Genomic DNA, 25,903 nt, shown 5'->3' on the forward strand with positions numbered 1-25,903 from the left:
AATTGAGGCAAGAGAATCGACGCGCGCGGCGCGGCCTTGCCGGGCCACGCGCAGGCAGGAACGCACAGATGAATGACCCCGCAGACCTACAAAAAAGCAGCCTGGAGGAGAAGTGATCGAGCTTCACGTATTCGACGACCCGCGCGTCCAATCCGACGCGCTGGCGCGAGCCGTGGGCGACGCGCTACATGCGTCGCTCAGCGCTCTGCAAGCGGCGCCCGGCACCGGTGCGCGCCGGGCGACGCTCGCTGTCTCGGGCGGCACGAGTCCGCGTCCGTTTCTCGAGACCCTGTCGACGCATCGCTTCGACTGGTCGCACATCGACGTCACGCTCGTGGACGACCGCTGGGTGCCGGAAACCGATTCGGCCAGTAACGCGCGCCTCGCGCACGAAACCCTGCTGAAGAACGAAGCCGCCAGCGCGCGCTTCCTGCCGCTCGTCGACGTGTCGCAGGATCTCGACGCGCACGTGGCCGCGCTCAACGCCGATCCGCAACGTCTGCTGCCCAACGTCGCCGTGCTCGGCATGGGCGAGGACGGCCACACGGCCTCGATCTTCGCCGACGCGCCCGAGTGGCACGAAGCCATCACCACGGCGCGCCCGTTCGTGGCCGTGCATCCGCAGGCCGCACCGCACGCGCGCATCTCGTGGTCGATGCAGGCGCTGCGCCAGGTGGACCGCCTGTTCCTGCTGATCGCGGGACAGCGCAAACTCGACGTGCTGCAGCAAGCAGCCGCGACAGAACAGAAAAACGCCATTTCGAAACTGGCGAACGACAAGGGAGTGAGACTCGATGTCTACTGGTGCGCCTAACAAATCCGCCCCTGGCGCGGGCCAGCACGCCGACGGAGCGCGGCTGCTCGCCGATATCGGCGGAACCAACGCGCGCTTCGCGCTGGAAACGGCTCCGGGCGAGATCGGCCAGGTGCGCGTCTATCCGTGCGCGCAGTATCCGGGCGTCGCCGAGGTCATCCAGCAATACCTGAAGGACACGAAGATCGGCCGCGTGAATCATGCGGCCATCGCCATCGCGAATCCGGTCGACGGCGACCAGGTGCGCATGACCAATCACGACTGGACCTTCTCGATCGAAGCCACCCGCCGTGCGCTCGGCTTCGACACGCTGCTGGTCGTGAACGACTTCACCGCGCTCGCGATGGCGCTGCCGGGTCTGACCGACGCGCAGCGCGTGCAGGTCGGCGGCGGCCAGCGTCGTCAGAACAGCGTGATTGGCCTGCTCGGTCCGGGCACGGGCCTTGGCGTCTCGGGCCTGATTCCCGCCGACGACCGCTGGATCGCGCTCGGCAGCGAAGGCGGTCACGCGAGCTTTTCGCCGCAGGACGAGCGCGAAGATGTCGTGCTGCAGTTCGCGCGCAAGAAGTGGCCACACGTGTCGTTCGAACGCGTGTGCGCGGGTCCCGGCATCGAGCTGATCTATCGTGCGCTCGCCGCGCGCGACAAGAAGAAAGTAGCCGCCGAACTCGACACGGCGGACGTCGTCACGCGCGCGCTCGAAGGCGACGAACTCGCGCTCGAAACGGTCGAGTGCTTCTGCGGCATTCTCGGCAGCTTCGCGGGCAACATCGCGATGACGCTGGGCTCGCTAGGCGGCATCTATATCGGCGGCGGCGTGGTGCCGCGTCTGGGCGAGCTGTTCATGCGCTCGTCGTTCCGCCAGCGCTTCGAGGCGAAGGGCCGCTTCGACACCTATCTCGCGAACGTGCCCACTTACGTGATCACGGCGGAATACCCGGCGTTTCTGGGCGTTTCCGCGATTCTCGCCGAGCAGTTGTCGAACCGCGCGGGCGGCGGCTCGTCGGCCGTGTTCGAGCGCATCCGCCAGATGCGCGACGCGCTCACGCCGGCCGAGCGCCGCGTGGCCGATCTCGCGCTGAATCATCCGCGCTCGATCATCAACGATCCGATCGTCGATATCGCGCGCAAGGCCGACGTGAGCCAGCCGACCGTGATCCGCTTCTGCCGCTCGCTGGGCTGCCAGGGTCTGTCCGATTTCAAGCTCAAGCTCGCGACCGGTCTGACCGGCACGATTCCGGTGAGCCACAGCCAGGTGCATCTGGGCGATACGGCGACGGACTTCGGCGCGAAGGTGCTCGACAACACCGTCTCGGCGATCCTGCAACTGCGCGAGCATCTGAATTTCGAGCACGTCGAACAGGCCATTTCACTGCTCAACGGCGCGCGCCGCATCGAGTTCTACGGGCTCGGCAACTCGCACATCGTCGCGCAGGACGCGCACTACAAGTTCTTCCGCTTCGGCATCCCGACCATTGCGTACGGCGATCTGTACATGCAGGCGGCGTCGGCGGCGCTACTCGGCAAGGGTGACGTGATCGTGGCCGTGTCGAAGTCGGGGCGCGCACCCGAACTGCTGCGCGTACTCGACGTGGCGATGCAGGCCGGCGCGAAGGTGATCGCGATCACGTCGAGCAACACGCCGCTCGCCAAGCGCGCGACCGTGGCGCTCGAAACCGATCACATCGAGATGCGCGAGTCGCAGCTTTCGATGATCTCGCGCATCCTGCATCTGCTGATGATCGACATTCTCGCGGTGGGCGTGGCGATTCGCCGTGCCTCGCCCGATAACGAGGTCAGCAGCACGGTGGCGCAGGCGCGCGAACACGCGGACGACGATGCGTCGGCGGTGCTCGACTGGCTCAGTCACGGGGCCTCGTCGTCGCCGCGCGAGTAATCGGCGCGGCCGGCGTGAATCGCGCACGCGCGCAGTGACGCGTAACAGTGACGTGCCACAGTGACGGGTAGCGAGCGCGATCGAAACAAAACGGGACGTCCATGGACGTCCCGTTTTGTTTTGCGGCTGTCTTACTTTCGAGCTTTTCGCAGCTTTCCGGCTTTCCACCTCTCCGGCACGCTCACACGCACCCGGTCCGCAGACGCAGGGGCTGTTAGTTGCGATTGTCCAACCTGATCGGCAACACGATCACTCCGCCGCCACACCCGGCGCAGGATGCGCGTGCCACTTCACGACGAGGCGGCGTCCGACCCACGTCAGCGCGCCGCACACGCCGATCGTGCAACCCATGCCGAACGGCGACACGCCCGGAAACCAGCCGACCACCGCGCTCGCCAGCGCGCCGAGCCCGAGCTGTGCCGCGCCGAACACGGCAGCCGCCGCGCCCGCGTTCTGCGGATAGCGGTACATCAGATCGGTCGCGCAGTTCGCGCCGAGCAAACCCACCACGCTGACCACGAAGAACAGGCCGGTCACGATCGACCACAGCCCGCCCCACCCCGTCACGCACATCAGCGTGACGAAGAACGACGCGACGACGCTCACCATCGACGCGATCGACACCATGCGCAGCGTGCCCATGCGACCGATGAACCGCGTGTTGAGGAAGTTGCCGAGCATGATGCCGAACACGTTCACGCCGAAGAACAGGCCGTAGTGCTGCGGCGAAACGTGGAAGTACTCGATATAGACGAAGGGCGTCGCCGAGATATAGGTGAACATCGACGCGAACGCCATGCCGCCGCACAGCATGTGCCCCCAGACGAGCGGATCGCGCAGCAGACGTCCGTACGCCGCGAACGAGCGCAGCACGGCGGCGCTTTCGCGCTTCTCGGGCGGCCAGGTTTCGGGCACGCGCAGCCACGCGGCCACCGCGCAGACCACGCCGAACAGCGTCAGCGCGACGAACACCACGCGCCAGCCGCCGATCAGCAGCAACTGTCCGCCGATCAGCGGCGCGAGCAGCGGCCCGACCGACGTGACGATGGCGACCATCGAAAGCACCTTGGCGGCGTCCGACGGCGCGTGGGCGTCGCGGGCGATCGCGCGCGCCAGCACCGAGGCCGCGCCCGCGCCGAGCGCCTGCAGGAAGCGCACGATGGTCAGCGAGCCGATCGAGAACGAGAGCCAGCACGCGACGCTCGCGAGCGTGAAGAGCGCGATGCCGCCGAGTAGCACGGGGCGGCGGCCGTAGGCGTCGGAGACCGGGCCGTACAGCAGCATGCCGATCGAGAAACCGGCCATGAAACTCGTGAGCGTGGCCGCCGCGGCGGAGGCCGTCACGCCGAACGACTGCGCGATGGCGGGCAGGCTCGGCAGGTACATGTCGGTGGCGAGCGGGCCGCAGGCGGCGAGCGCGCCGAGCAACAGGATCAACCGGCCATCGGGCCGGCTTCGCGTGGAATGGGACATGGGATCTGGCTGAAGCGGACCGCGCGCGTGGACGCGGTTTCGGTGTCATGGGCCGCGAGGTCCGACGTCGGCGCCGCGGCGGAGCACGCACGGGGCATGCGCTGAACGACGCGAAATCGACGTAAAAAACGGACGAATCAAACAGCGACGGAGCCGAAGCATTGTAACCGAGCCGCCATTCGCGGCCCTTTCCGTGACTTTCACGCGCCTTTCGTTCGCTTGCCTCGCGCCCGCTTGCTCGCGCTTTTCCGCCGATTGCCGTGCGCGATATCGCGGCCACGCCGCGCGAGCTTGCGCTAAGCTGCGCGCTTTGCGGGCGGCGCGGCGCCCGTCGTTGCGACGACATCGACGCTCGCCACGCCGTCCGCGTCCGCATGCTGTCTTTCTCTCTTCGCCGTCTATGACTGCCTTTCTGCTGATCTGGAGCCCCAAAAAGTGGCCCTGGCCCGAACTGCCCGACTTCGCGCGCCGCGTGCAGGCGGGCGAGGCCGTCGCCGATACCTGGGGCTGCGGCTTCGCGCGCGGCATCCGGCCCGGCGACCGCGTGTTCCTGCACCGCGTCGCGAGCGAGCCGCGCGGACTGTTCGGTTCGGGCTACGTGACGCGCGCGCCCTACGAGGTGCCCGATCCGGCGTACAAGCGCGGTTACCGGCTGTGCATCGACTTCGTCTACGACTGGCTCGTCGATGCCCACGAGCAGGTGGCGATCGGGCGCGACGCGCTGCGCGTGCATCCGTTTTCCGTGCAGACGTGGGATGCGCAAAGTTCGGGCACGGTCATCAAGCCGGTCGCCGAGGGACCGCTCGAAAAGCGCTGGGCCGAGCTGACCGGCAAACGGCCGATGCCCCCGACGGCCATCGCGGCGATGCACGCGTATGAGGCCTCACAAGCAGCGACGCAAAAACCGGCGCGCCTGACGGCGGCGAACGAGCGCCGCGCCGAATTGACGCAATCCGCCGCGCCACGCACCCGCTCACGCCAACCCCGCGCGCCCCGCACCACGCCGCGCCGCACGCCTTCGCGCTAGCGTTCCGCCGCGCGCCAGGCGCTGCCGCGCAGTGCCGCCGAGCCCCGCGCAGTCGCGCCCGCGCCACCCCGGCCGCGGTTCCGGCCCCCGGCCCGTTCGGCGCGACTCCGGTACAATTTCGGGAGAACCGCCCCCTCGCCCGCGCCGCGCGTGACGCATGCCACGCCCGCGACGCCGCCGGGGTCCGTCGACGACGCGCGAGACCACCCGGCCGCGCGATCCGCGCTCTACCACTCTCGCAGGTCCAGCACCCATGTCCAACACCACGAACCAGGCTCTCTTCGAACGCGCCCAGCGCACCATTCCGGGCGGCGTGAACTCGCCCGTGCGCGCATTCCGCTCGGTCGGCGGCACGCCGCGCTTCGTCGAGCGCGCACAAGGCGCGTATTTCTGGGATGCCGAAGGCAAGCGCTACATCGACTACATCGGTTCGTGGGGTCCGATGATCGTCGGCCACGTCCATCCTGAAGTGCTCGAAGCCGTGCAGCGCGTGCTCGCCAACGGCTTCTCGTTCGGCGCGCCGACCGAGGCCGAGATCGAGATCGCCGAGGAAATCTGCAAGATCGTGCCGTCGATGGAACAGGTGCGCATGGTGTCGAGCGGCACGGAAGCGACCATGAGCGCGCTGCGTCTCGCACGCGGCTTCACGAAGCGCGACCGCATCGTCAAGTTCGAAGGCTGCTACCACGGCCACGCCGACAGCCTGCTCGTGAAAGCCGGCTCGGGCCTGCTGACGTTCGGCAACCCCACATCGGCGGGCGTGCCGGTCGATACCGCGAAGCACACCACCGTGCTCGAATACAACAACGTCGCCGCGCTCGAAGAAGCGTTCAAGGCGTTCGGCGACGAGATCGCCGCCGTGATCATCGAGCCGGTCGCGGGCAACATGAACCTCGTGAAGGCCACGCCGGAATTCATCCACACGCTGCGCGCCCTGACGGCGAAGCACGGCAGCGTGCTGATTTTCGACGAAGTGATGTGCGGTTTCCGCGTCGGTCTGCGCGGCGCGCAGGCGCTCTACGGCGTGGAAGCCGACCTCGTCTGTCTGGGCAAGGTCATCGGCGGCGGCATGCCGGCGGCGGCGTTCGGCGGTCGTCGCGAAATCATGGATCACCTCGCGCCCAACGGCACCGTCTACCAGGCGGGCACGCTCTCGGGCAACCCGATCGCCGTCGCGGCGGGCCTGAAGACGCTGCAACTGATTCAGGCGCCCGGCTTCTACGAAGACCTGAGCGCGAAGACCGCGCGTCTCGCGCAAGGTCTCACGCAGGCCGCGCGCGAAGCGAACGTGCCGTTCGTCGCCGATTCCGTGGGCGCCATGTTCGGCCTCTATTTCGCCGAGAAGGTGCCCGGCAGCTTCGCCGAAGTCACGAAGAGCGACGTCGCGCGCTTCAACCGCTTCTTCCATCAGATGCTGGACGCGGGCGTGTACTTCGCGCCGTCGGCGTACGAAGCGGGCTTCGTGTCGAGTGTGCACGACGACGCGATCCTCGACGAAACGATTGCCGCCGCGCGCCGCGCCTTCGCCGCCGAAGCCGCGGCGAAGTAAGCGCCGCGCACGCGCCGACGCATAGGCCGACACACTAGCCGACGCACAAGCGACCACCCAGCCGAAGGCGGGGCGCACGCCCCGCCCGTCCAACCGACCGCCGCCGCGGAGAAAGCACGACGATGTTCTCGCAAGCCGATTTCGTCCACATGGAACGCGCGCTCGCCCTCGCGACGCGCGGCCTTTACACCACCGATCCGAACCCGCGCGTCGGCTGCGTGCTGGTCAAGGACGGCGCGGTGATCGGCGAAGGATTCACGCAGCCCGCCGGTTTCGATCACGCCGAAATCCAGGCGATGAAGGACGCCCGCACGCGCGGCCACGATCTGCGCGGCGCGACCGCCTATGTGACGCTCGAACCGTGCAGTCATTTCGGCCGCACGCCGCCGTGCGCGAATGCGCTGATCGAAGCGAAAGTCGCGCGCGTGATCGCGGCGATGGAAGATCCGAATCCGCTCGTGTCCGGGCGCGGCCTCTCGATCCTGCGCGACGCGGGCATCGACGTGCGCTGCGGCCTGCTCGCGAAGGAAGCGCGCGAGCTGAACATCGGTTTCGTCTCGCGCATGACGCGCAAGCGTCCGTGGGTGCGCATGAAAGTGGCCGCAACGCTCGACGGCCGCACCGGTCTGCCCTCGGGCGAAAGCCAGTGGATCACGGGCGAAGCCGCGCGCGCCGACGGTCACGCCTGGCGCGCGCGCGCCTCGGCCATTCTCACGGGCATCGGCACCGTGAAGGAAGACGATCCGCGCATGACCGTGCGCGCGATCGACACGCCGCGCCAACCCAAACGCGTGCTGATCGACAGCCGCCTCGACGCCTCGCCGCTCTCGCAGATCTTCGTGGGCGCGCCCACGCTCGTGTTCTGCTCGAAGCTCGACGCCGCCACCGAGGAACGCGCCGACGCGTTGCGCGCGCGCGGCGCGGAAATCGTCGCGCTCGGCAACGAGCACGGCAAGGTCGATCTGCCCGCGATGCTCACGGAACTCGCAGCGCGCGGCGTCAACGAGCTGCACGTGGAAGCGGGCTACAAGCTCAACGGATCGCTGCTGCGCGAAGGTTGCGTCGACGAACTGCTCGTCTATCTCGCGCCCTCGCTGCTCGGCACGCAGTCGCTCGGCATGGCCGATCTGGCCGCGCCCGCCTCGCTCGATGCGCGCACGCGTCTCGCGTTCCATAGCGTCGAGCGCGTCGGCGACGACCTGCGCGTGCTCGCGCGCGTCGTGCAACCCGAAGCGCACGACGAGCACGGCGAACCGGACACGCAGGACGCACAAGAAGGCGACGCATCATGATTCTCCCGAACACCCTGAACGAACAGCTAGAGGACAGCCAGATGTTTACCGGAATCGTCGCGGCCGTGGGCCGTATCGAATCGATCAAGCCGCTCGGCGGCGAAGCCGACGCGGGCGTGCGCCTGCGCGTCAACGCAGGCGGCCTCGGCCTCGACGACGTGCAGCTCGGCGACAGCATCGCCATCCAGGGCGCCTGCATGACCGTCATCGACAAATCGGCGACCACGTTCGACGTCGACGTGTCGCGCGAAAGCCTGAACCGCACCGTCGGTCTCGCCGACACGGGCGAAGTGAATCTGGAAAAGGCGCTGCGCGCGCACGACCGGCTCGGCGGCCACATCGTCTCGGGCCACGTGGACGGCCTCGGCACGGTCACGCGCTTCGCGCCCGTGGGCGAGTCGCACGAGCTGCGCATTCTCGCGCCCGTCGAGATCGGCCGCTACCTCGCCTACAAGGGCTCGGTCACCGTGAACGGCGTGAGCCTGACCGTGAATTCGGTCGACGATCGCGCGGACGGCTGCGAGTTCTCGATCAACCTGATCCCGCACACGGTGGAAGTCACCACGCTCAAGCATCTCGCGGCAGGCACGAAAGTAAATCTGGAGATCGATCTGATCGCGCGCTATGTGGAGCGCATGCTCTCGGCGGGCGTGTCGGCCAAGCCTTCAGCCTGAGGTAGATCGGCTCGATTCCGACACATTCGCGCACCACGACGGCGCGCGAATGTGTCGTGAATGCCACGACGAAAGCGCCCGCGCAAATGGGCCAGCAGAAATTCAGTAGCGCTGATAAACTTCATACCTTACTCGCACGTGCCGTCCGGCGCGTTGCGGTTTTCTCACCCGACTTCGAACAAGGAGGCAAAGATGGCAACGATTGAGTCCACTGCCGTGATGCTGCGAGTTCGGGTGATGTCGTCTCGCGCGACCCTCCTGCTTCCCGCACTGCCGTAGTCCGGCGCAATTCGCGCGGCCCGATTCCGCCGCGCCGTTTTTTCCGCGATTCAGCCTGTTTGCGTCCGGCTTTCAAGCCGGCGCGCGAGACGTTTTTCTCCGCGTCATCCGCTGCTCTTCGCGCTGGCTGCTTTGCGCCGCCCTTTTTCGCATTCTCGATGAAGTCTTCGCGCCACCCGGCACGAAGCGCCATCCCATGGCTGACCAAGACAATCAAAAAGTGACCGGCGGACAGACGTTCCGCCACGTACTCGGCTTCACGTTCCGGCACTGGATGCTCCAGCCGCTGCGCGTGAGCGCCGTCGCGCTGACCGCGCTGCTTGGCGCACTCGCCGACGTGTTCACGCCGCATTACGCGGGCCAGCTCGTCGACGCCCTCGCGCACGACGCCGCGGGCAGCAACGCCGCCGCGTGGCACGGGGCCGTCTTCGCGTTCTGGGCGCTCACCGCACTCGGACTTGGCGGCACGCTGATGCGCCAGGCCGCGTTCCAGAACATCATCGTCCTCACGCTGAAGATGATGAGCGGCGTCGCCACGCACGCCTTCCATCGCGTGCAGCGCTTCTCGACCGACTGGCACGCGAACAGCTTCGCGGGCTCGACCGTGCGCAAGATCACGCGCGGCATGTGGGCGCTCGATCTGCTCAACGACACGCTGCTCGTCGCGCTGTTTCCGTCGCTCGTGATGCTGGTCGGCTCGACCGCCCTGCTCGCGCTCCAGTGGCACGTGATGGGCCTCGTGGTCGGCCTCGGCTCGGCGATCTATCTGGCGATCACCGTGTCGCTCTCGCTGTTCTACGTCGCGCCGTCCGCGCGGCTCGCGAACCAGTGGGACACGAAGATGGGCGGCGCGCTCGCGGATGCGATCTCCTGCAACGCCGTCGTGAAGGCCTTCGGTGCGGAGACGCGCGAAGAGTCGCGGCTCGCGCGCGTGATCGCCAAGTGGGACAGCCGCACGCGCCGCACGTGGCGACGCGGCACTTTCAACGGCGGCGTGCAGGGCGCGCTGCTGGTGGCGATGCAGGCCGCCATTCTCGGCGCGGCGCTGCTGCTGTGGGCGCGCGGCCTCGCGAGCGTCGGCGACATCACGTTCGCGCTCACGCTGTTCTTCCTGCTGAAAGGCTATCTGCGCGACGTCGGCATGCACGTGCGCAATCTGCAACGTTCGGTCAACGACATGGAAGAACTCGTGATGCTCGATACGGAGCCGCTCGGCATCGAGGATGCACCCGGCGCACCGCCGATCGTGATCGACCGCGGCGACATCCGCTTCGAGAACATGACGTTCCGCTACGGCGCGCAGAACGCCGCGCTCTATTCGAACCTGACGCTGCGCATCGCGCCGGGCGAGCGTGTGGGCCTCGTCGGCCACTCGGGCTCCGGTAAAACGACGCTGATCAAGCTGATCCAGCGGCTCTACGACGTCTCGGAAGGCCGCATCACGATCGACGATCAGGACATCGCGCGCGTGCAGCAGGCCTCGCTGCGCTCGCAGATCGCCATCGTGCAGCAGGAACCGGTGCTGTTCCACCGCTCGCTCGCGGAGAACATCGCTTACGCGCGGCCGGGCGCGACGCACGCCGAGATCGTCCACGCCGCGCAGCAGGCGAGCGCGCACGATTTCATCATGGCGCTGCCGAACGGCTATGACACGCTGGTCGGCGAACGCGGCGTGAAGCTGTCGGGCGGCGAGCGTCAGCGCGTGGCGATCGCGCGCGCGTTCCTCGCGAATGCGCCGATCCTGATCTTCGACGAAGCCACGTCGAGCCTCGACAGCGAAAGCGAGCTGCTGATCCAGCAGGCCATGGAGCGGCTGATGGTCGGCCGCACGACCGTGGTGGTGGCGCACCGCCTTTCGACCGTGCGTGCGCTCGACCGGCTGCTGGTGCTGGAGCGCGGCCGCATTGTGGAGGAAGGCACGCACGATGCGCTCGTGCGGCGCGAAAACGGCCTGTATCGCCGGCTGTTCGAGCGCCAGGCGCTGGAGCTCACGAAGGGTCTCGCCGACGACGTGTTGCTGCGTTAAGCGTTTGCTCGACGGAGCGCGCCGTGTGTGTCACGGGGTCGCGGAGTCACGGCGCGGCGGCGCGCGCGTGCGGCTGGATGTTCGCGAGAATGTCGGCGAGCGCCTCGCGCGCGCACTCGGTGTCGTAGTGCGCCTGCAGCTCCATCCAGCTGCGCGCGTCGGTACCGAAATAGACCGCGAGCCGCACGGCCGTGTCGGCCGTGATGGCGCGCTTGCCGAGCACGATCTCGTTGATGCGCCGCGGCGGCACGCCGATAGCCTTGGCCAGCGCGTACTGGCTCACGCCGAGCGGCTTGAGCCAGTCCTCGTTGAGAATTTCGCCAGGCGTAGCGAGCGGGACTTCACGCGTCATGTTGATGTTCCTCAGTGATAGTCGACGATGCGGACCTGCGACGCTTCGCCCTGCGCGAAATCGAAACCGATGCGCCACTGCGCGTTGACGCGAATGCTGTACGACCCCGCCAGGTTGCCGTTGAACGGCTCCAGCCGGTGGCCGGGCGATGCGCGCAAAAACGACAGCGTGGTGGCGGCGTGGACTTGCTGGAGCTTGCGCACGGCCACCGTTTCGATGGCGGCGAAGCGCGGAATCCGGCGCCCGGCGAAAAGCGCTGCGGTGTCCCGACAGGCAAACGATGTAATGGCCATGATAGTAACGCCTTGCGTTAATAACGTCAAACGTTACCATTGTCGCGACGGCGCCACGCTGCGACCAGCTAGCCGTTCGGCCAATGCCTGCGCGAGCCTGATCCAGACGGGGCCGGGCGCCGGCAGCGCCAGCGCAGGCCCGCCCGCACCGCCCGGCGCCCCAAAACCCGTCGCGTCGTCCCCGTTCAGGGCGACGCGCCCGCCCGCGTGGCGTAAAATGTGCGCTTTCCAGCCAGATTCCCAACATGACGCTCTCCTCCACCCTTGAAATCATTGCCGAGCTCAAAGCCGGCAAGATGGTGATCCTCGTCGACGAAGAAGACCGGGAGAACGAGGGCGACCTCGTCATCGCAGCGGAATTCGTCACGCCGGAAGCCATCAACTTCATGGCGAAGTACGGCCGTGGGCTGATTTGTCTTACGCTCACGCAGGAACGCTGCAAGCTGCTCAACCTGCCGCTGATGACCCAACGCAACGGCACGCAATACGGCACGGCGTTCACGGTGAGCATCGAGGCGGCGGAAGGCGTCACCACGGGCATTTCGGCGGCCGACCGCGCGCGCACGATCCGCGCGGCCGTCGCGCACGACGCGAAGGCCGAGCACATCGTGCAGCCGGGCCATGTGTTCCCGATCATGGCCCAGCCGGGCGGCGTGCTCGTGCGCGCCGGCCACACGGAAGCGGGCTGCGACTTTACGGCGCTCGCGGGCCTCACGCCCGCCTCGGTCATCTGCGAAGTGATCAACGACGACGGCACGATGGCGCGCCTGCCCGACCTCATGGAGTTCGCGCAGGAGCACGGCATCAAGATCGGCACCATCGCCGACCTGATCCACTATCGCAGCCGCACGGAATCGATCGTCGAGCGCGTGGCCGAGCGCACCATGCAGACGGCACACGGCGCGTTCCGCGCGATCATGTACGTCGACCAGCCCACGGGCACGCCGCACATCGCGCTGGTGCGCGGCACGCCGAAGCCGGACATTGACACGCCGGTGCGCGTGCACGAGCCGCTGTCGATGCTCGATCTGCTGGAAACGGGCTCGTCCACGCATTCGTGGACGCTCGACGCCGCCATGCGCGAGATCGCCGAGCGCGATCTCGGCGTGATCGTCATGCTCAACTGCGGCGAGAGCAAGGAACATCTGGTCGACGTCTTCAAGGCGTTCGACCAGAAAGAGCGCGCGGAGGCGCTCGCACGCCGGCCGGTGGACTTCAAGACCTACGGCATCGGCGCGCAGATCCTGCGCGAACTCGGCGTGGGACGCATGCAGGTGCTTTCGAAGCCGCGCCGCCTCGGCAGCATGTCGGGCTACGGTCTCGAAGTCACCGGCTTCGTGCCCATGCCGGGCAGCAGCACGGAAGCGCCCTGCCCGCCGGAAACGGCCGACCGCGCCGCGCCATAAGCGCGGCTCGCATCCCTTCACGCGTCACCACGCTCAATCGAACCTACGGATACCACATGGAAATCGGACAATACCAACCGAACCTGGACGGCGACGGACTGCGCATCGGCATCGTCCAGTCGCGCTTCAATGAACCCGTCTGCAACGGCCTCGCCGACGCCTGCATCGAAGAACTCGAACGCCTCGGCGTCACGGGCGAAGACGTGCTGCTCGTCACCGTGCCGGGCGCACTGGAAATCCCGCTCGCGCTGCAAAAGCTCGCGGAAAGCGGCCAGTTCGACGCCCTGATCGCGCTCGGCGCGGTCGTGCGCGGCGAAACCTACCACTTCGAACTCGTTTCGAACGAAAGCGGCTCGGGTATCTCGCGCATCGCGCTGGACTTCGGCGTGCCGGTCGCGAACGCCGTCCTCACGACGGAAAACGACGAGCAGGCAGTCGCGCGCATGACCGAAAAGGGTCGTGACGCCGCGCGCGTCGCAGTGGAAATGGCGAACCTGACGGTGGCGCTGGAACAACTCGACGGCGGCGACGACGACGAGGACGAGGAAGACGAAGAGGAACAGCAATGAAGAGCGCGCGCCGCCGCTCCCGCGAACTGGCCACGCAGGGGTTGTATCAGTGGCTGCTGTCGGGGGTGCCCTCCGGCGAGATCGACGCGCAATTGCGCGGTTCGCAAGGCTACGACAAGGCCGACCACGAACATCTGGACGCCATCCTGCACGGCGTGATCCGCGAGTCGGAGGAACTCTCCGCTTTCGTCGCGCCGTGTCTGGACCGTCCGATCGAGCAGCTTTCGCCGGTCGAACGCGCGGTGCTGCTCGTGGCGACCTACGAGTTCAAGCATCACGTCGACATCCCCTATCGCGTCGTCATCAACGAAGCGGTCGAGCTCACCAAGACGTTTGGCGGCTCGGACGGCTACAAGTACGTGAACGGCGTGCTGGACAAGGTGGCGGCGCAACTGCGCGCCACCGAAATCCAGTCGGCCCGCAAGTCGTAAAAGTCGTCTCGCGGCGAGGCGTGGCGCGCGCCGCCGGAGTTTCCGGCAGCGCCGCCCGCCACACGCCGCGCTGTCTGCAAGTACTGGAATCACCCGCATGAACACCGTTGCCGAACCGCTGCTGCGGCTTGCCGCGCGCGTCGACGAGATCCAGCCGTTCTACGTCATGGAACTGGCGAAGGAAGCTGCGCAGCTCGAACGCGCCGGACGCGACATCATCCACATGGGTATCGGCGAGCCGGATTTCACGGCGCCCGAGCCTGTCGTCGAAGCGGCCGCGGCCGCGCTGCGCCGCGGCGTCACGCAATACACCAGCGCGCTCGGTCTGCACGCGCTGCGCGAATCGATCGCCGCGCATTATCAGCACGCTTATGGTCTGAGCGTCGATCCGGCACGGATCGTCGTGACGGCGGGCGCGTCGGCGGCGTTGCTGCTCGCCTGCACGGCGCTCGTCGACCGCGACGACGAAGTGCTGATGCCCGACCCGAGCTATCCGTGCAACCGCCATTTCGTGGCGGCCGCGGAAGGCAAGCCCGTGCTCGTGCCGAGCGGCCCCGACGCGCGCTTCCAGCTGACGGCCGCCGACGTCGAGCGTCTGTGGACCTCGCGCACGCGCGGCGTGCTGCTCGCTTCGCCGTCGAATCCCACCGGCACCTCGATCGAACCCGCCGAACTCGAACGCATCGTGAAAACGGTGCGCGCACGCGGCGGCTTCACGATCGTCGACGAGATCTATCAGGGCCTGAGCTATGACGCGCCGCCCGTCTCCGCCCTCTCTTTCGGCGACGACGTGGTCACGGTCAACAGCTTTTCGAAGTACTTCAACATGACCGGCTGGCGTCTGGGCTGGCTCGTCGTGCCGCCCACGCTGGTCGGCGCGTTCGAGAAACTTGCGCAGAACCTGTTCATCTGCGCCTCGACGCTCGCCCAGCACGCGGCGCTCGCCTGCTTCGAGCCCGACACGCTATCCATCTACGAAGCGCGCCGGCTGGAGTTCAAGCGCCGCCGCGACTTCATCGCGCCTGCGCTGGAATCGCTCGGTTTCACGGTGCCCGTGATGCCGGACGGCGCGTTCTACGTCTATGCCGACTGCACGAACGTCAATCATGCGGCCGCCGGCGACAGCGACGCGCTCACGCGCGCGATGCTGCACGACGCGGGAACGGTGATGGTGCCGGGCATGGACTTCGGCGTGGCCGCACCGCGTCAATATGTGCGTCTGTCTTATGCCACCGCGTACGAGCGGCTCGAGGAAGCGGTCGAGCGCCTGCACACGTTCTTCGGGCGCTGATCCGCGAAATCCGTAGACAGAAGATCTGAGCAAAATGTGAGCAGCAATGGAAAAAGGCACCCGAGGGTGCCTTTTTCGTTTTGTCCGGTCTTTCTCTTGCTGGCTGGAGCTTGGTGAAGCCGCCGGAGACTCGGCCTAAGCGCCGAGTTCAGGCTGAGCGTGCTTCTGGGCCGCCGTGGCGCTGGCGTCGTCCTGTTCGGACGAGCCCTTCACCGAGGTCTTTTCGACCATGGCGTGCTCGCCGTCGAGCGTCACGTGCAGACGCTTGTCGCCGTTGATGCTCGCCACCTTTTGCGGCGCAGGCGAGCTGGCCGTGGTGGTGACGGGCGCCTGCGGCGCGTTGATCGGCACGTTGCGGCCACGGGCCACGTCGCGCAGACGCACCCGCTCGGCCATGACCTTGGCGCCATAGCCGCCGTCGTCCTGCGAGGTCGAACCGACGTACAGACGCAGACCACCCGGCAGCGAACCGCCGCGCGCGATGCAGTCCTTCAACACCAGCGCGCCGACCTTGATGTTCGCGAGCGGATCGAGCGCCGCGCTCTGGCCGCCGAAGTACTGGAACTTGTCCGAGTGCACTTTCGACATGACCTGCATCAGGCCCTGCGCGCCCACGCCACTTTCGGCGTAAGGATTGAAGCCCGACTCGATGGCCATGACCGCGAGCAGCAGCAGCGGATCGAGACCCACTTCGTGCCCCGTGTCGAACGCCGCCTTGACGAGTTCGCCGACCGGCTCCTGCGCCACGCGATAGCGGCGCGAGATATAAGTCGCGACGAGCGCCTGTTCGCGCGCCGACACCAGCACGCGGTCGTCGCGTGCGTCGGGCGTGATGCGCTGCGACGGAATCATGCGCGCCAGCGAGCCCACGCTCGGCAGCGAACGCGGATCGAGGCCGTTGAGCGTGACCGCGTCGAGCGTGGCCATGCCGCCGCTCGAGACGCTATTGGTCACGTGCGCGACCGCGCCGTTCGAACCGGCAGGCGAGACGCTCGCGAGCGCCGCGCTGTTTGCGCCGTTATCGGGCACGAGTGCGGTCGGCAGGTTCGCGCCGTCGGCGGACTCGCCTTCTTCATTGGCGGGAGCGCCGGAAGGCGTGAACGACGGCAGCGGATTGCCCTGCAGCAGGCGTGCGGGACCGGCCTGCACGGCAGCGGTGACGAAGGGCATCATGCGCGCGGCCAGCGTACCGCGCCACGTGGGCAGCAGCCAGATGGCGAGCGCGAGCAGGACGGCGCAACCGCCCACAATGCTAAACAGGTGATGGCTAAGACGCGTGCCACGCCGCAGCAGCGCACGCAGGCCAAGAGCGAGACGCTCGTCGGCGCGCCACCACGATAACCAGGTATTCATCTACAGATCTCCCCATGTTGCATGATCCGGCGACCGAAGTCGGCGCGAGGCCGATGGCCAATCGCAGGATCAAGACGGCGCGCGCCCTGGCTGGTGCGGCAGCGACGTCGGGAAAAACGGCAACAAAGTACGCCGTTGGTGGAGCTCCTCCGGTACAGCGGGCACGCCTTGGGCGCGCATGGGAGCTCTCACGCGAACAGCCGGCGCGAAGGCGCGCCAGCGAGGACAACCAATCTAGACCGTGGGAAGCCGTGCAGGGAGTCGGCTAAACGGCGACGCGTTGCGTCTGAAGGACCGGGACGGTGGTTAAAAATTGCAAGCCCTGCAACCAGTGTGGACGGATTCTAGCAGGGATTTATAGACCGTCAACACTATAGAATGTCAAAGTTATAACTAATTGTAATAATGAACACCGTTCAATTCGTCAAGAACCGCGCGCCACGCGCTTCTCCAGCCAGTTGGCCGATCGGCTGACAGCGTGCGTCAGCTAACACAGGTAAAATCGACAATCGTTTTGCCCCTGCACTCGCCGCGCGCTGCGGCTCCGACCCTATCCTGATGAAATACAAAGACTTGCGCGACTTCGTCGGTCGCCTGGAGACGCTCGGCGAACTGCGCCGCGTACCGCAGGCCGTCTCTCCGGTACTGGAAATGACCGAGCTGTGCGACCGCGTACTGCGCGCCGGCGGCCCCGCCCTGTTATTCGAGAGCCGCGCGACCCATGCGTTCCCCGTTCTGGGCAATCTTTTCGGCACGCCGCGCCGCGTCGCGCTCGGCATGGGCATCGACGCGCCCGAGAGCGCCGGTGACGGCGCCGCGCTGGAGTCGCTGCGCGACGTGGGCCGCCTGCTCTCCGCGCTCAAGGAACCCGAGCCGCCGCGCGGCCTGAAAGACGCGGGCAAACTGCTCACGCTCGCCAAGGCCGTCTGGGACATGGCGCCGAAAACCGTGAGCGCGCCGCCCTGCCAGGAAATCGTCTGGGAAGGCAACGACGTCGATCTCGCGAAGCTGCCGATCCAGACCTGCTGGCCCGGCGACGCCGGTCCGCTCATCACGTGGGGCCTGACGGTCACGCGCGGCCCGAACAAGACGCGCCAGAACCTGGGCATCTACCGCCAGCAGCTCATCGGCCGCAACAAGCTGATCATGCGCTGGCTCGCGCATCGCGGCGGCGCGCTCGACTTCCGCGAATTCGCGTTACGCAATCCTGGCAAACCGTATCCCGTGGCCGTCGTGCTCGGCGCCGATCCGGCGACGATCCTCGGCGCGGTCACGCCGGTGCCCGACACGCTCTCCGAATACCAGTTCGCCGGACTGCTGCGCGGCGGCCGCACCGAACTCGCGAAGTGCCTGACGCCTGGTGTCGAGTCGTTGCAGGTGCCCGCGCGCGCGGAAATCGTGCTCGAAGGTTTCATCTATCCGCAAGAGGGCGCTCCGGCGCCCGCGCCCGCAGGCGCGCCGCCGCGTCCCTCGAAGAGTGCGAGCGCCGCTTACGAGCACGCGCTCGAAGGGCCCTACGGCGATCACACGGGTTACTACAACGAGCAGGAATGGTTTCCCGTTTTCACGGTCGAGCGCATCACCATGCGCCGCGACGCGATCTATCACTCTACGTATACAGGCAAGCCGCCCGACGAACCCGCCGTGCTCGGCGTCGCGCTCAATGAAGTGTTCGTGCCGCTGCTGCAAAAGCAGTTTCCCGAGATCACCGACTTCTATCTGCCGCCCGAGGGCTGCAGCTATCGCATGGCGATCGTGCAGATGAAGAAGAGCTATCCGGGGCACGCGAAGCGCGTGATGTTCGGCGTGTGGAGCTTCCTGCGGCAGTTCATGTATACGAAGTTCATCGTGGTCGTCGACGATGACGTGGATATTCGCGACTGGAAGGAAGTGATCTGGGCGATCACCACGCGCATCGATCCGGCGCGCGATACGGTGCTTGTCGAAAACACGCCGATCGACTATCTCGATTTCGCGTCGCCGATCGCGGGGCTCGGCTCGAAAATGGGCCTCGACGCCACCAATAAATGGCCCGGCGAAACGAACCGCGAGTGGGGCCGCGCAATCGAAATGACGCAGGACGTGAAGACGCGCGTCGATCGTCTTTACGAAGAGCTGGGGCTCGGCGGCGCGTGAAAAACCGCCGGCGATTCACGCGCGACAACGTGTGAATCGCAGCATGAATCGCTGCATGATCCGCGCTCGAGCCGCGCTTGCATCATCCGCGAGCCGCACCGCGACTTGCGTGACGTATGCCGCGCACGCGGCATGCATCTATATATAGAGTGCGCGCGCAACGCAGCGCCCGCGCGCCGACCTTGAAACGCGACGCCGACCGACGCCGCGCCTGACGCGCCGCAGCCCCACCCGGCCGCGGCGACTTCAACCCGAGGAGACACGAAGATGAGCCAGTCCGCATCCGAACGCCTGACCCAGCTGAAGGATCCCGCACTCTTCAAGACGCGCGCCTGGATCGACGGCGAATGGAGCGGCGGCGGCGCGACGTTCGCCGTGCTCGATCCCGCCGACAACGGCGAAATCGCGCGCGTGCCCGACTTCGGCGCCGACGAAGCGCGCCGCGCGGTCAACGCCGCGAACGCCGCGCTGCCCGCGTGGCGCGCGAAGACCGGCAAGGAGCGCGCGGCCGTGCTGCGCCGCTGGTTCGACCTCGTCATCGAACACGCCGACGACCTCGCCGCCATCATGACCGCCGAGCAAGGCAAGCCGCTCGCCGAAGCGCGCGGCGAAGTGCTGTACGGCGCCTCGTTTCTCGAATGGTTCGCCGAAGAAGCGAAGCGCGTGAACGGCGACGTGCTCGCGAGTCCCGCGAGCGACCGCAAGCTCGTCGTGCTCAAGCAGCCGATCGGCGTATGCGCCTCGATCACGCCCTGGAATTTCCCGATCGCGATGATCACGCGCAAGGTCGCGCCCGCGATCGCGGCGGGCTGCACGATCGTCGTGAAACCGGCCGAGCAGACGCCGCTGTGCGCGCTCGCGCTCGCCGAACTCGCGCAGCGCGCGGGCGTGCCGAAGGGCGTCTTCAACGTGATCACGGCCGACTCGGCGAACTCGATCGAAGTCGGCAAGGCGCTCTGCGAAAGCGATATCGTGCGTCATCTCTCGTTCACGGGATCGACGCCGGTCGGCCGCATTCTCATGCAGCAATGCGCGCCCACGGTGAAGAAAGTCGCGCTCGAACTCGGGGGCCACGCGCCCTTCATCGTGTTCGACGACGCCGATCTGGACGCCGCCGTTCAGGGCGCCGTGATCTCGAAATATCGCAACGCGGGCCAGACCTGCGTCTGCACCAACCGCTTCTACGTGCACGACAAGGTCTACGACGCGTTCGTCGACAAGCTCGCGGACGCTTCGCGCAAGATCAAGGTGGGCAACGGTTTCGAGGCGGGCGTGAGCCAGGGCCCGTTGATCGACGACGACGCCGTGGCCAAGGTCGCGCAGCATATCGACGACGCCACCTCGAAAGGCGCGAAACTCGTCGCCGGCGGCAAGGTCACGGAGGGCCGCTACGTCGAGCCGACCGTGCTCGCCGACGTCACGCGCGACATGCTGATCGCGCGCGAGGAAACCTTCGGCCCGGTCGCCGCCGTGTTCCGCTTCAGCGAGGAAGCCGAGGTCATCGCGCTCGCCAACGACACCGAATTCGGCCTCGCCTCGTACTTCTACAGCCGCGATCTCGGCCGCGTGTGGCGCGTGGCCGAAGCGCTCGAGTACGGCATGGTCGGCATCAACACGGGGCTGATCTCGAACGAAGTCGCGCCGTTCGGCGGCGTGAAGCAATCGGGACTCGGGCGCGAAGGCTCGAAGTACGGCATCGACGAATACGTCGAGCTGAAGTATCTGTGCATGGGCGTTTGAGCACGCGCTTCAAGCACAGGATGAGTACGTAATCTCGCTACGATCCGCCCGGCGTCCACGATGCGCCGGGCGCGCAGTACACCGCGCATCACGTGCGGTCGAACGACAACAACAACGGTTTTATGCCTCATTTTTCCCTGCTTTCCGACGGCTTTTTCCTTTCGCTGTCGCTCTGTCTCGACATCGGTCTCGTCAACGTCGCGATCATCTCGCTTACGCTTTCGCACGGCTTCCGGCCGGGCTTCTGGCTCGGGCTCGGCTCGTGTTTCGGCGATCTGATCTACGCCGCGCTCGCGCTCGCGGGCATGGCGGCGCTGCTGCAATTCGAATCGGTGCGCTGGGTCGTCTGGATCGGCGGCGCGGCCATCTTGCTGATGCTCACGTGGAAGATGGCGCGCGAGGCGCTCAACCCGGCTGCCGCGCCGCCCGTCGAGGGCGAAGCCGACAGCACCGCGCCGCGGCCCGATCCGTGGCGCAGCTTCGCGCGCGGCGTGCTGCTCGCCGTGTCGTCGCCGAGCGCGATTCTGTGGTTCGCGGCCGTGGGCGGCGCGCTGATCGCCAAGTCGGGCGCAACGAGCGGCGCCTCGGCGGCCGTGTTTCTGTCGGGCTTCTTTCTCGGCGGCCTGGGCTGGACGCTGTTCCTATGCGGCCTCGCGAGCCACGGGCGCAAGCGCGCCGGCACGGGCTTGCTGCGCGCGTGTCACGTGCTGTCGGCGCTGCTGTTCGCGTATTTTTCCTACAGCGTGATCGTGCACGGCTATCGCGATCTGATCGTGCCGCACGCGTCGTAGAACCGCAGACGCGACGCGCGGACGCAATCAGGCGTCACCAATGCAAACGGCGCAACGCGGCGTGAGCCGGCGTTGCGCCGTTGTGTGGTCAGTAACGACCTGAAAGCGTGCTGAATGGCCGCTTCAGTTGGCCATTTTAGTGTCGATACCAGCCGCCGTGGTAGCCACGATAGCCGCGGTAGTATCCGCCGCCGTGATGCCAGTACGGACGGCCATAGTAGCCATATCCAGGATAGCCGCCGACCACCACGGCGGGCGGCGGTGCGTAGACCACCGGCGGCGGTGCGTAGACGACAGGCGGGGGCGGCGGAGCGTACACCGGGGCGGCGTACACCGGATACGCCGGCGCAACAGGAATCCCGATCCCGATGCCCACCGAAACGTGCGCCTGGGCAGCACTGACGAACCCCACACCCAGCGCAGCGGCAACGATAAACGATACGGTCTTTTTCACTTCTCTTCTCCTGGCGGGCGACGAGAGCGTCGCTCCACATGACGGGCACTGCCCACAGAAGAACTGTATCGAAAACGTATTGCGTCAAAGGTAGCCATTTGTTGCAAATTGCAATTGCGGATAAGGAGGTCCTGGTGCGCGATCAAGGTATGAACGCGTATTTCGTCCTAAGAAAGCGCCTTGGCGCGCGGCATCGGGGCTTGCACGCCTTCGGGCGCCGTCGTCCGGTCAGACTTACCTGAATCGACGATCGTGCGCTGCGCGCCCCGGTAATGTTTGATTACAAATTGGCTGGCGACGCTAACGGCTCTCCAACCGCCGATGACTGCCCAAAACGACGATGCCCGGTCCGAAGACCGGGCATCGTCATGCATCGAAAACAGGACGCAACTGGGCGCATGGCGCCGCAGCCGCTCTATCCGACTTTCACGTAGGTGAATTCGCGTGAGACATTCGGCGGAACGTACGCGCCGCTGATCTGCACGCGTGGCGTGAGACGCTTCTTCTGATCCCACCAGCGACGACGCTGATAAGGCGTGAGAAATCGCAGATGCTTTCTGTAAGAGAAGATGCTCATTGTGAACTCCCGAATCGGACAACTGCCAGAACACAGCCAAATTGCGCGACAGCTACAGCTAAACCGGAGTCATTGAAGACAGTGTGCACAGGTTTGCGAACCGTGACCGCAGTGTTGCGAGATAGCCGCAGTCGTTGCACATATCGCCGGGGATCTGTTCGTCGCGTTCACCCCGTGCTGCATCGCGCCGTGCACGCCTGTCCTGACAGCAGGTTGCGTGCCACGTTCGAGTCCAATTCGGGTCTTTCTCTTACGGTGCCGTCGCGCCTTGCCGCTTTGCGGCCTGTCACGCCAATCAGGCTGCGTCGATGCGCCAGTTTTAACCGCCCTTGGCGGATTGTTTCGTACGAAAGCGAACATTGCGTGGCGCGTTACCGTCAGCCCACTGTAGCCGTTTACGCCGAACGTCGTCGGTATCGTGCTCGTAGAACGTAGGAAGCCGGTGCGCGCGGCCTCCGCGCCCGCATACTGACAAACCGTCAGCCGTGGTAATGTGGCAACGGCGCGCAGGTGCCATCCGCCAGGCGCGCGCTTCGGGATTCATCGACGAGAACGCACAATGATCAAAGTCAGCATCCTCTACCCGTTCCGCGAGGGCGGGCGCTTCGACAGCGAGTACTACGCCACGCATCACATGCCGCTCGCGGCACGCCTCTTCGGGGACGCGTGCAAGGGCTGGTCGATCGATATCGGCATCAACGCGGGGCCGCCGGGCACGCCGCCGCCGTATGTCGCGATCGGCCACTTCCTGTTCGAAACGCTGGACGCTTTTTACGAGGTGTTCAAGCAGCACAACAAGACGCTCGTCGACGATATTCCCAACTACTTCGACGGCGGTAATGGCACGATTCTGATCAGCGAAATCAAGGTTTCGGTCTGATCCGCGCGGCGGCCACACGCTCAGCGACCACCCGCTTGCGCCGCCCTTCGTTAATCCTCAAAAGAAGGAAACACCTCCGATGTTCGGCGATATCGCCCGCTTTCTGCTCAATACGATCTTTACGTTGTTCGGCGCCGCGCTGCTGATGCGCGCGTGGCTGCAATTTGTCCGTGTGCCGCCCTACAACCCGGTGACGCACGCGATCCAGCAAGCGACCAACTGGCTCGTCATGCCGCTGCGCCGCGTGATTCCGGGGGTGCGCGGCATCGACTGGGCCAGCATTGTCGCGGCGCTGATCGCCGCTGTCGTCTTCGTGCTGCTGATGGTCTGGCTCGCGGGCATCGATCCGCTCGGCCTGCTGCCCACGCTGCTGATCGTCGCGGTGCTCACGCTCGTCAAATGGGCGCTCAACCTGGTGATCTGGGTGACGATCCTGATGGCGCTGCTGTCGTGGCTCAATCCGCGCTCGCCGGCCATGCCCGTGCTGCTGCAGGTCACGGCGCCGTTCCTGAATCCGCTGCGCCGCATCCTGCCGAACTTCGGCGGACTCGACCTTTCGCCGATCCTGCTGTTCGTGATCGTGCAGGTGCTGCTGATGGTGGTCACGCGCGCGGCCGTCTCGCTCACGATGTTCGGGATTTGATCCACGCCGTTCCCGCGGCATCCGCCAGCGGGGCGCAATTGCGCTCCGGGGCGGATTCCGCGTAAAATGGCGCGCTCTGCGGGTGTCGTATAATGGTTATTACCCCAGCTTCCCAAGCTGGAGACGTGGGTTCGATTCCCATCGCCCGCTCCACGTTTTCCGAAGTTTTCTGTTGTTTTCGCATGTTCTCGCGCTTCGACTGAATGCGCGACTGAAAGCACAACGCACAGTCCACGGGCAAACCGCCCGGTCAGCCTGACCATCCCCCAAGACGTTCCCGGCGCTAACATGCGCGGCGCATATCGCGCTCGACGCATGCGGATTCCGCTTCGTTTTTATCCGCGCAAACGGTTGCGCAGTCTCGATTTCGGGCTTTCCGAACCGATCAAGCCGCAGACCTGACTTGCGGACTTAACTGCGGCCTCGCCGCGCGATGCGCTAGCATCACGCCTTGTCCACCCTGCGATGGATCCGCGATTTACCCTGCGCGACGCGCGCGGGCCAGCAACGATGCAACGATTTTTCATGTCCCGCCGCAGCGCCATTGCGCTGATCGTCCAGGCGCGCACCGCCGCGCTGGCTCACCACGAAGACCGCCTGCCGGCCGAAGTCGAGCGGCAGCAGGCGCTGGCCGGCGACCTCACGCGTCTGCTATTCGACGTGCGCGCCGGCCGCGTCAGCGAATTCGAACTCAAGGCGTCGTCGATGCACGTCACCGTGGCCTCGGACTGAGCACGCGCAGCCGCCGTTCCGGGCGGCGGAAGGCCGAAGCCGCGCTGCTATAATGCGCGGCGGCTTCGCACCGGGCGCCGCAAGACGCCCCGCCGCCCGACGTCCGGTCCAGCGAGCGCACGCGCGCCGCGCGTCCGGCGCAGAATGAACGAACCGCGTGAACGACGTGCGCGAACGAAGCGCGCCGCCCGAACATCGACGCTCGAACATCGCCTGTTACCCGCCGCCACGGTTGACCTGCGCGCCGCGACATTCGCCGCGCGAGGCGACCGATCGCGGCATCGAGCGCCGCGACACCCGCTGCCCTCACCTGCCCGTCCTCAAAGATGAACCACGAATCCAACGACGCAGCCCGCCCCGGCTGCACGCCGCCCGCCGAAGCGGACGAATCCGCCACGAAGCTGCCGCAGCACACGCCGACGCCCGACGGCGCCCATGACGACGCGCCCGCCATCGCAGCCGATGAAGACGGCGACGAAGGTGCCGACGAAGGTGCCGACGAAAGCGGCGAAGAAAGCGGCGAAGGCCTGCACCGCCGCCGCATCCGCAGCTTTGTCACGCGCGCCGGCCGCGTCTCGACGGGCCAGCGCCGCGCGCTCGACGAACTCGGTCCGCGCTACGTCGTGCCGTACACGCCCGCCCCCGCCGACTGGGACGCCACCTTCGGCCGCCACGCGCCGCGCGTGCTGGAAATCGGCTTCGGCATGGGCGCGAGCACGGCGGAAATTGCCGCGCTGCGTTCCGGCGATGACTTCCTCGGCGTCGAAGTCCACGAACCGGGCGTGGGCGCGCTGCTCAAGCTGATCGGCGAGCAGGAACTGACGAACATCCGCATCATCCAGCATGACGCCGTCGAGGTGCTCGAGCAGATGATCGCGCCCGACAGCCTCGACGGCGTGCACATCTTCTTCCCCGATCCGTGGCACAAGGCGCGCCATCACAAGCGCCGCCTGATTCAGCCGAAGTTCGTGCAGTTGCTCATCTCGCGCATGAAGCCCGGCGCGTATCTGCATTGCGCGACCGATTGGCAGAACTACGCCGAGCAGATGCTCGAAGTGCTCAGCGCCGAGCCCGCACTCGAAAACACGGCCGCCGATTACGCGCCGCGCCCCGACTATCGTCCGGTGACGAAGTTCGAGCGTCGCGGCCTGCGTCTCGGCCATGGCGTGTGGGATCTGGTGTTCAAGCGCCGCGCGGCCTGATCCGCCGGACACGCGCGATTTT

23 protein-coding genes and 1 tRNA gene are annotated in these 25,903 nt (G+C 66.6%); 19 read left to right on the forward strand and 5 right to left on the reverse strand.

Annotated features, from left to right (window positions below; translation table 11 throughout):
- Positions 1–112 precede the first annotated feature (112 nt).
- Together pgl and G5S35_RS10965 are read left to right on the forward strand one after the other, a co-directional pair.
- Complete coding sequence (gene pgl, locus G5S35_RS10960) at positions 113–814, forward strand: 6-phosphogluconolactonase (RefSeq protein ID WP_183038299.1); 702 nt, start codon at positions 113–115, stop codon at positions 812–814.
- Positions 795–2,711 (forward strand): bifunctional transcriptional regulator/glucokinase, encoded by a 1,917-nt coding sequence (locus tag G5S35_RS10965; RefSeq protein ID WP_183038300.1) that lies wholly within the window; start codon positions 795–797, stop codon positions 2,709–2,711. Before pgl ends, G5S35_RS10965 begins: the two co-directional genes overlap by 20 nt.
- Positions 2,712–2,960: 249 nt before the next feature.
- Here G5S35_RS10965 and G5S35_RS10970 read toward each other — a convergent pair whose 3' ends face one another.
- Positions 2,961–4,184 carry a Bcr/CflA family multidrug efflux MFS transporter gene (locus tag G5S35_RS10970; protein WP_065058148.1) on the reverse strand — a complete coding sequence of 408 codons (1,224 nt, stop codon included), beginning with the start codon at positions 4,182–4,184 and terminating at the stop codon, positions 2,961–2,963.
- A 400-nt stretch (positions 4,185–4,584) separates the two neighbouring features.
- On the opposite strand from G5S35_RS10970, the gene G5S35_RS10975 reads away from it, so the two are divergent.
- From G5S35_RS10975 to G5S35_RS10995, 5 genes are all read left to right on the forward strand, one after another.
- The gene (locus G5S35_RS10975) at positions 4,585–5,211 is read left to right on the forward strand and encodes a hypothetical protein (RefSeq protein ID WP_124260770.1); all 627 of its coding nucleotides are present in this window, start codon (positions 4,585–4,587) and stop codon (positions 5,209–5,211) included.
- A gap of 253 nt (positions 5,212–5,464) precedes the next feature.
- The gene (gene hemL / locus G5S35_RS10980) at positions 5,465–6,760 is read left to right on the forward strand and encodes a glutamate-1-semialdehyde 2,1-aminomutase (protein WP_065058147.1); all 1,296 of its coding nucleotides are present in this window, start codon (positions 5,465–5,467) and stop codon (positions 6,758–6,760) included.
- Between the two features lie 122 nt (positions 6,761–6,882).
- The gene (gene ribD, locus G5S35_RS10985) at positions 6,883–8,052 is read left to right on the forward strand and encodes a bifunctional diaminohydroxyphosphoribosylaminopyrimidine deaminase/5-amino-6-(5-phosphoribosylamino)uracil reductase RibD (protein ID WP_065058146.1); all 1,170 of its coding nucleotides are present in this window, start codon (positions 6,883–6,885) and stop codon (positions 8,050–8,052) included.
- A 41-nt stretch (positions 8,053–8,093) separates the two neighbouring features.
- Positions 8,094–8,726 (forward strand): riboflavin synthase, encoded by a 633-nt coding sequence (locus G5S35_RS10990; protein ID WP_124260804.1) that lies wholly within the window; start codon positions 8,094–8,096, stop codon positions 8,724–8,726.
- Positions 8,727–9,201: 475 nt separating this feature from the next.
- Positions 9,202–11,031, forward strand: coding sequence for an ABC transporter ATP-binding protein (locus G5S35_RS10995; protein ID WP_065058144.1), 1,830 nt, complete (start codon positions 9,202–9,204; stop codon positions 11,029–11,031).
- A gap of 46 nt (positions 11,032–11,077) precedes the next feature.
- On the opposite strand, the gene G5S35_RS11000 is transcribed toward G5S35_RS10995, so the two are convergent.
- Both G5S35_RS11000 and G5S35_RS11005 read right to left on the reverse strand, forming a co-directional pair.
- The gene (locus G5S35_RS11000) at positions 11,078–11,383 is read right to left on the reverse strand and encodes a HigA family addiction module antitoxin (protein WP_183038301.1); all 306 of its coding nucleotides are present in this window, start codon (positions 11,381–11,383) and stop codon (positions 11,078–11,080) included.
- 11 nt (positions 11,384–11,394) lie between these two features.
- A complete protein-coding gene (locus tag G5S35_RS11005) occupies positions 11,395–11,676 on the reverse strand; it encodes a type II toxin-antitoxin system RelE/ParE family toxin (RefSeq protein ID WP_110327953.1) in 282 nt (93 codons plus the stop codon).
- Between the two features lie 245 nt (positions 11,677–11,921).
- Here G5S35_RS11005 and ribBA point away from each other — a divergent pair, with 245 nt between their 5' ends.
- The 4 genes from ribBA to G5S35_RS11025 all read left to right on the forward strand — a co-directional run bounded on the left by ribBA (position 11,922) and on the right by G5S35_RS11025 (position 15,373).
- On the forward strand, positions 11,922–13,082 hold the full coding sequence (gene ribBA / locus G5S35_RS11010) for a bifunctional 3,4-dihydroxy-2-butanone-4-phosphate synthase/GTP cyclohydrolase II (protein ID WP_065058141.1): 1,161 nt from the start codon (positions 11,922–11,924) through the stop codon (positions 13,080–13,082).
- Positions 13,083–13,138: 56 nt separating this feature from the next.
- On the forward strand, positions 13,139–13,651 hold the full coding sequence (ribH, locus tag G5S35_RS11015) for a 6,7-dimethyl-8-ribityllumazine synthase (RefSeq protein ID WP_065058140.1): 513 nt from the start codon (positions 13,139–13,141) through the stop codon (positions 13,649–13,651).
- A complete protein-coding gene (gene nusB / locus G5S35_RS11020) occupies positions 13,648–14,082 on the forward strand; it encodes a transcription antitermination factor NusB (protein WP_065058139.1) in 435 nt (144 codons plus the stop codon). The genes ribH and nusB overlap by 4 nt, the downstream gene beginning before the upstream one ends.
- A 97-nt stretch (positions 14,083–14,179) precedes the next feature.
- The gene (locus G5S35_RS11025) at positions 14,180–15,373 is read left to right on the forward strand and encodes a pyridoxal phosphate-dependent aminotransferase (protein ID WP_065058138.1); all 1,194 of its coding nucleotides are present in this window, start codon (positions 14,180–14,182) and stop codon (positions 15,371–15,373) included.
- Positions 15,374–15,508: 135 nt separating this feature from the next.
- On the opposite strand, the gene G5S35_RS11030 is transcribed toward G5S35_RS11025, so the two are convergent.
- Positions 15,509–16,726 (reverse strand): transglycosylase SLT domain-containing protein, encoded by a 1,218-nt coding sequence (locus tag G5S35_RS11030; protein WP_065058137.1) that lies wholly within the window; start codon positions 16,724–16,726, stop codon positions 15,509–15,511.
- Between the two features lie 558 nt (positions 16,727–17,284).
- Here G5S35_RS11030 and G5S35_RS11035 point away from each other — a divergent pair.
- From G5S35_RS11035 to G5S35_RS11045, 3 genes are all read left to right on the forward strand, one after another.
- Entirely contained in the window at positions 17,285–18,862 is a 1,578-nt protein-coding gene (locus tag G5S35_RS11035; RefSeq protein ID WP_065058136.1) for a UbiD family decarboxylase, read from the forward strand.
- 267 nt (positions 18,863–19,129) lie between these two features.
- Positions 19,130–20,602: an NAD-dependent succinate-semialdehyde dehydrogenase gene (locus G5S35_RS11040; protein ID WP_074983997.1), complete on the forward strand. Its 1,473-nt coding sequence runs from the start codon at positions 19,130–19,132 to the stop codon at positions 20,600–20,602.
- Positions 20,603–20,724: 122 nt separating this feature from the next.
- On the forward strand, positions 20,725–21,393 hold the full coding sequence (locus G5S35_RS11045) for a LysE family translocator (RefSeq protein WP_065058301.1): 669 nt from the start codon (positions 20,725–20,727) through the stop codon (positions 21,391–21,393).
- A gap of 136 nt (positions 21,394–21,529) precedes the next feature.
- On the opposite strand, the gene G5S35_RS11050 is transcribed toward G5S35_RS11045, so the two are convergent.
- The gene (locus G5S35_RS11050) at positions 21,530–21,847 is read right to left on the reverse strand and encodes a hypothetical protein (RefSeq protein ID WP_074983998.1); all 318 of its coding nucleotides are present in this window, start codon (positions 21,845–21,847) and stop codon (positions 21,530–21,532) included.
- A 1,136-nt stretch (positions 21,848–22,983) separates the two neighbouring features.
- On the opposite strand from G5S35_RS11050, the gene G5S35_RS11055 reads away from it, so the two are divergent.
- The 5 genes from G5S35_RS11055 to trmB all read left to right on the forward strand — a co-directional run bounded on the left by G5S35_RS11055 (position 22,984) and on the right by trmB (position 25,881).
- The gene (locus G5S35_RS11055; RefSeq protein WP_065058134.1) at positions 22,984–23,304 is read left to right on the forward strand and encodes an EthD family reductase; all 321 of its coding nucleotides are present in this window, start codon (positions 22,984–22,986) and stop codon (positions 23,302–23,304) included.
- Positions 23,305–23,383: 79 nt separating this feature from the next.
- On the forward strand, positions 23,384–23,947 hold the full coding sequence (locus G5S35_RS11060) for a YggT family protein (RefSeq protein WP_065058133.1): 564 nt from the start codon (positions 23,384–23,386) through the stop codon (positions 23,945–23,947).
- Positions 23,948–24,025: 78 nt separating this feature from the next.
- A tRNA-Gly gene (locus G5S35_RS11065) sits at positions 24,026–24,100 on the forward strand.
- 372 nt (positions 24,101–24,472) lie between these two features.
- The gene (locus G5S35_RS11070) at positions 24,473–24,679 is read left to right on the forward strand and encodes a hypothetical protein (RefSeq protein WP_074984000.1); all 207 of its coding nucleotides are present in this window, start codon (positions 24,473–24,475) and stop codon (positions 24,677–24,679) included.
- 326 nt (positions 24,680–25,005) lie between these two features.
- On the forward strand, positions 25,006–25,881 hold the full coding sequence (trmB, locus tag G5S35_RS11075) for a tRNA (guanosine(46)-N7)-methyltransferase TrmB (RefSeq protein ID WP_237181282.1): 876 nt from the start codon (positions 25,006–25,008) through the stop codon (positions 25,879–25,881).
- The last annotated feature ends 22 nt before the right edge of the window (positions 25,882–25,903 follow it).

The sequence above is a fragment of the Paraburkholderia tropica genome (genome assembly GCF_014171495.1).
In the GTDB taxonomy this organism is placed as follows: Bacteria; Pseudomonadota; Gammaproteobacteria; order Burkholderiales; family Burkholderiaceae; genus Paraburkholderia; species Paraburkholderia tropica.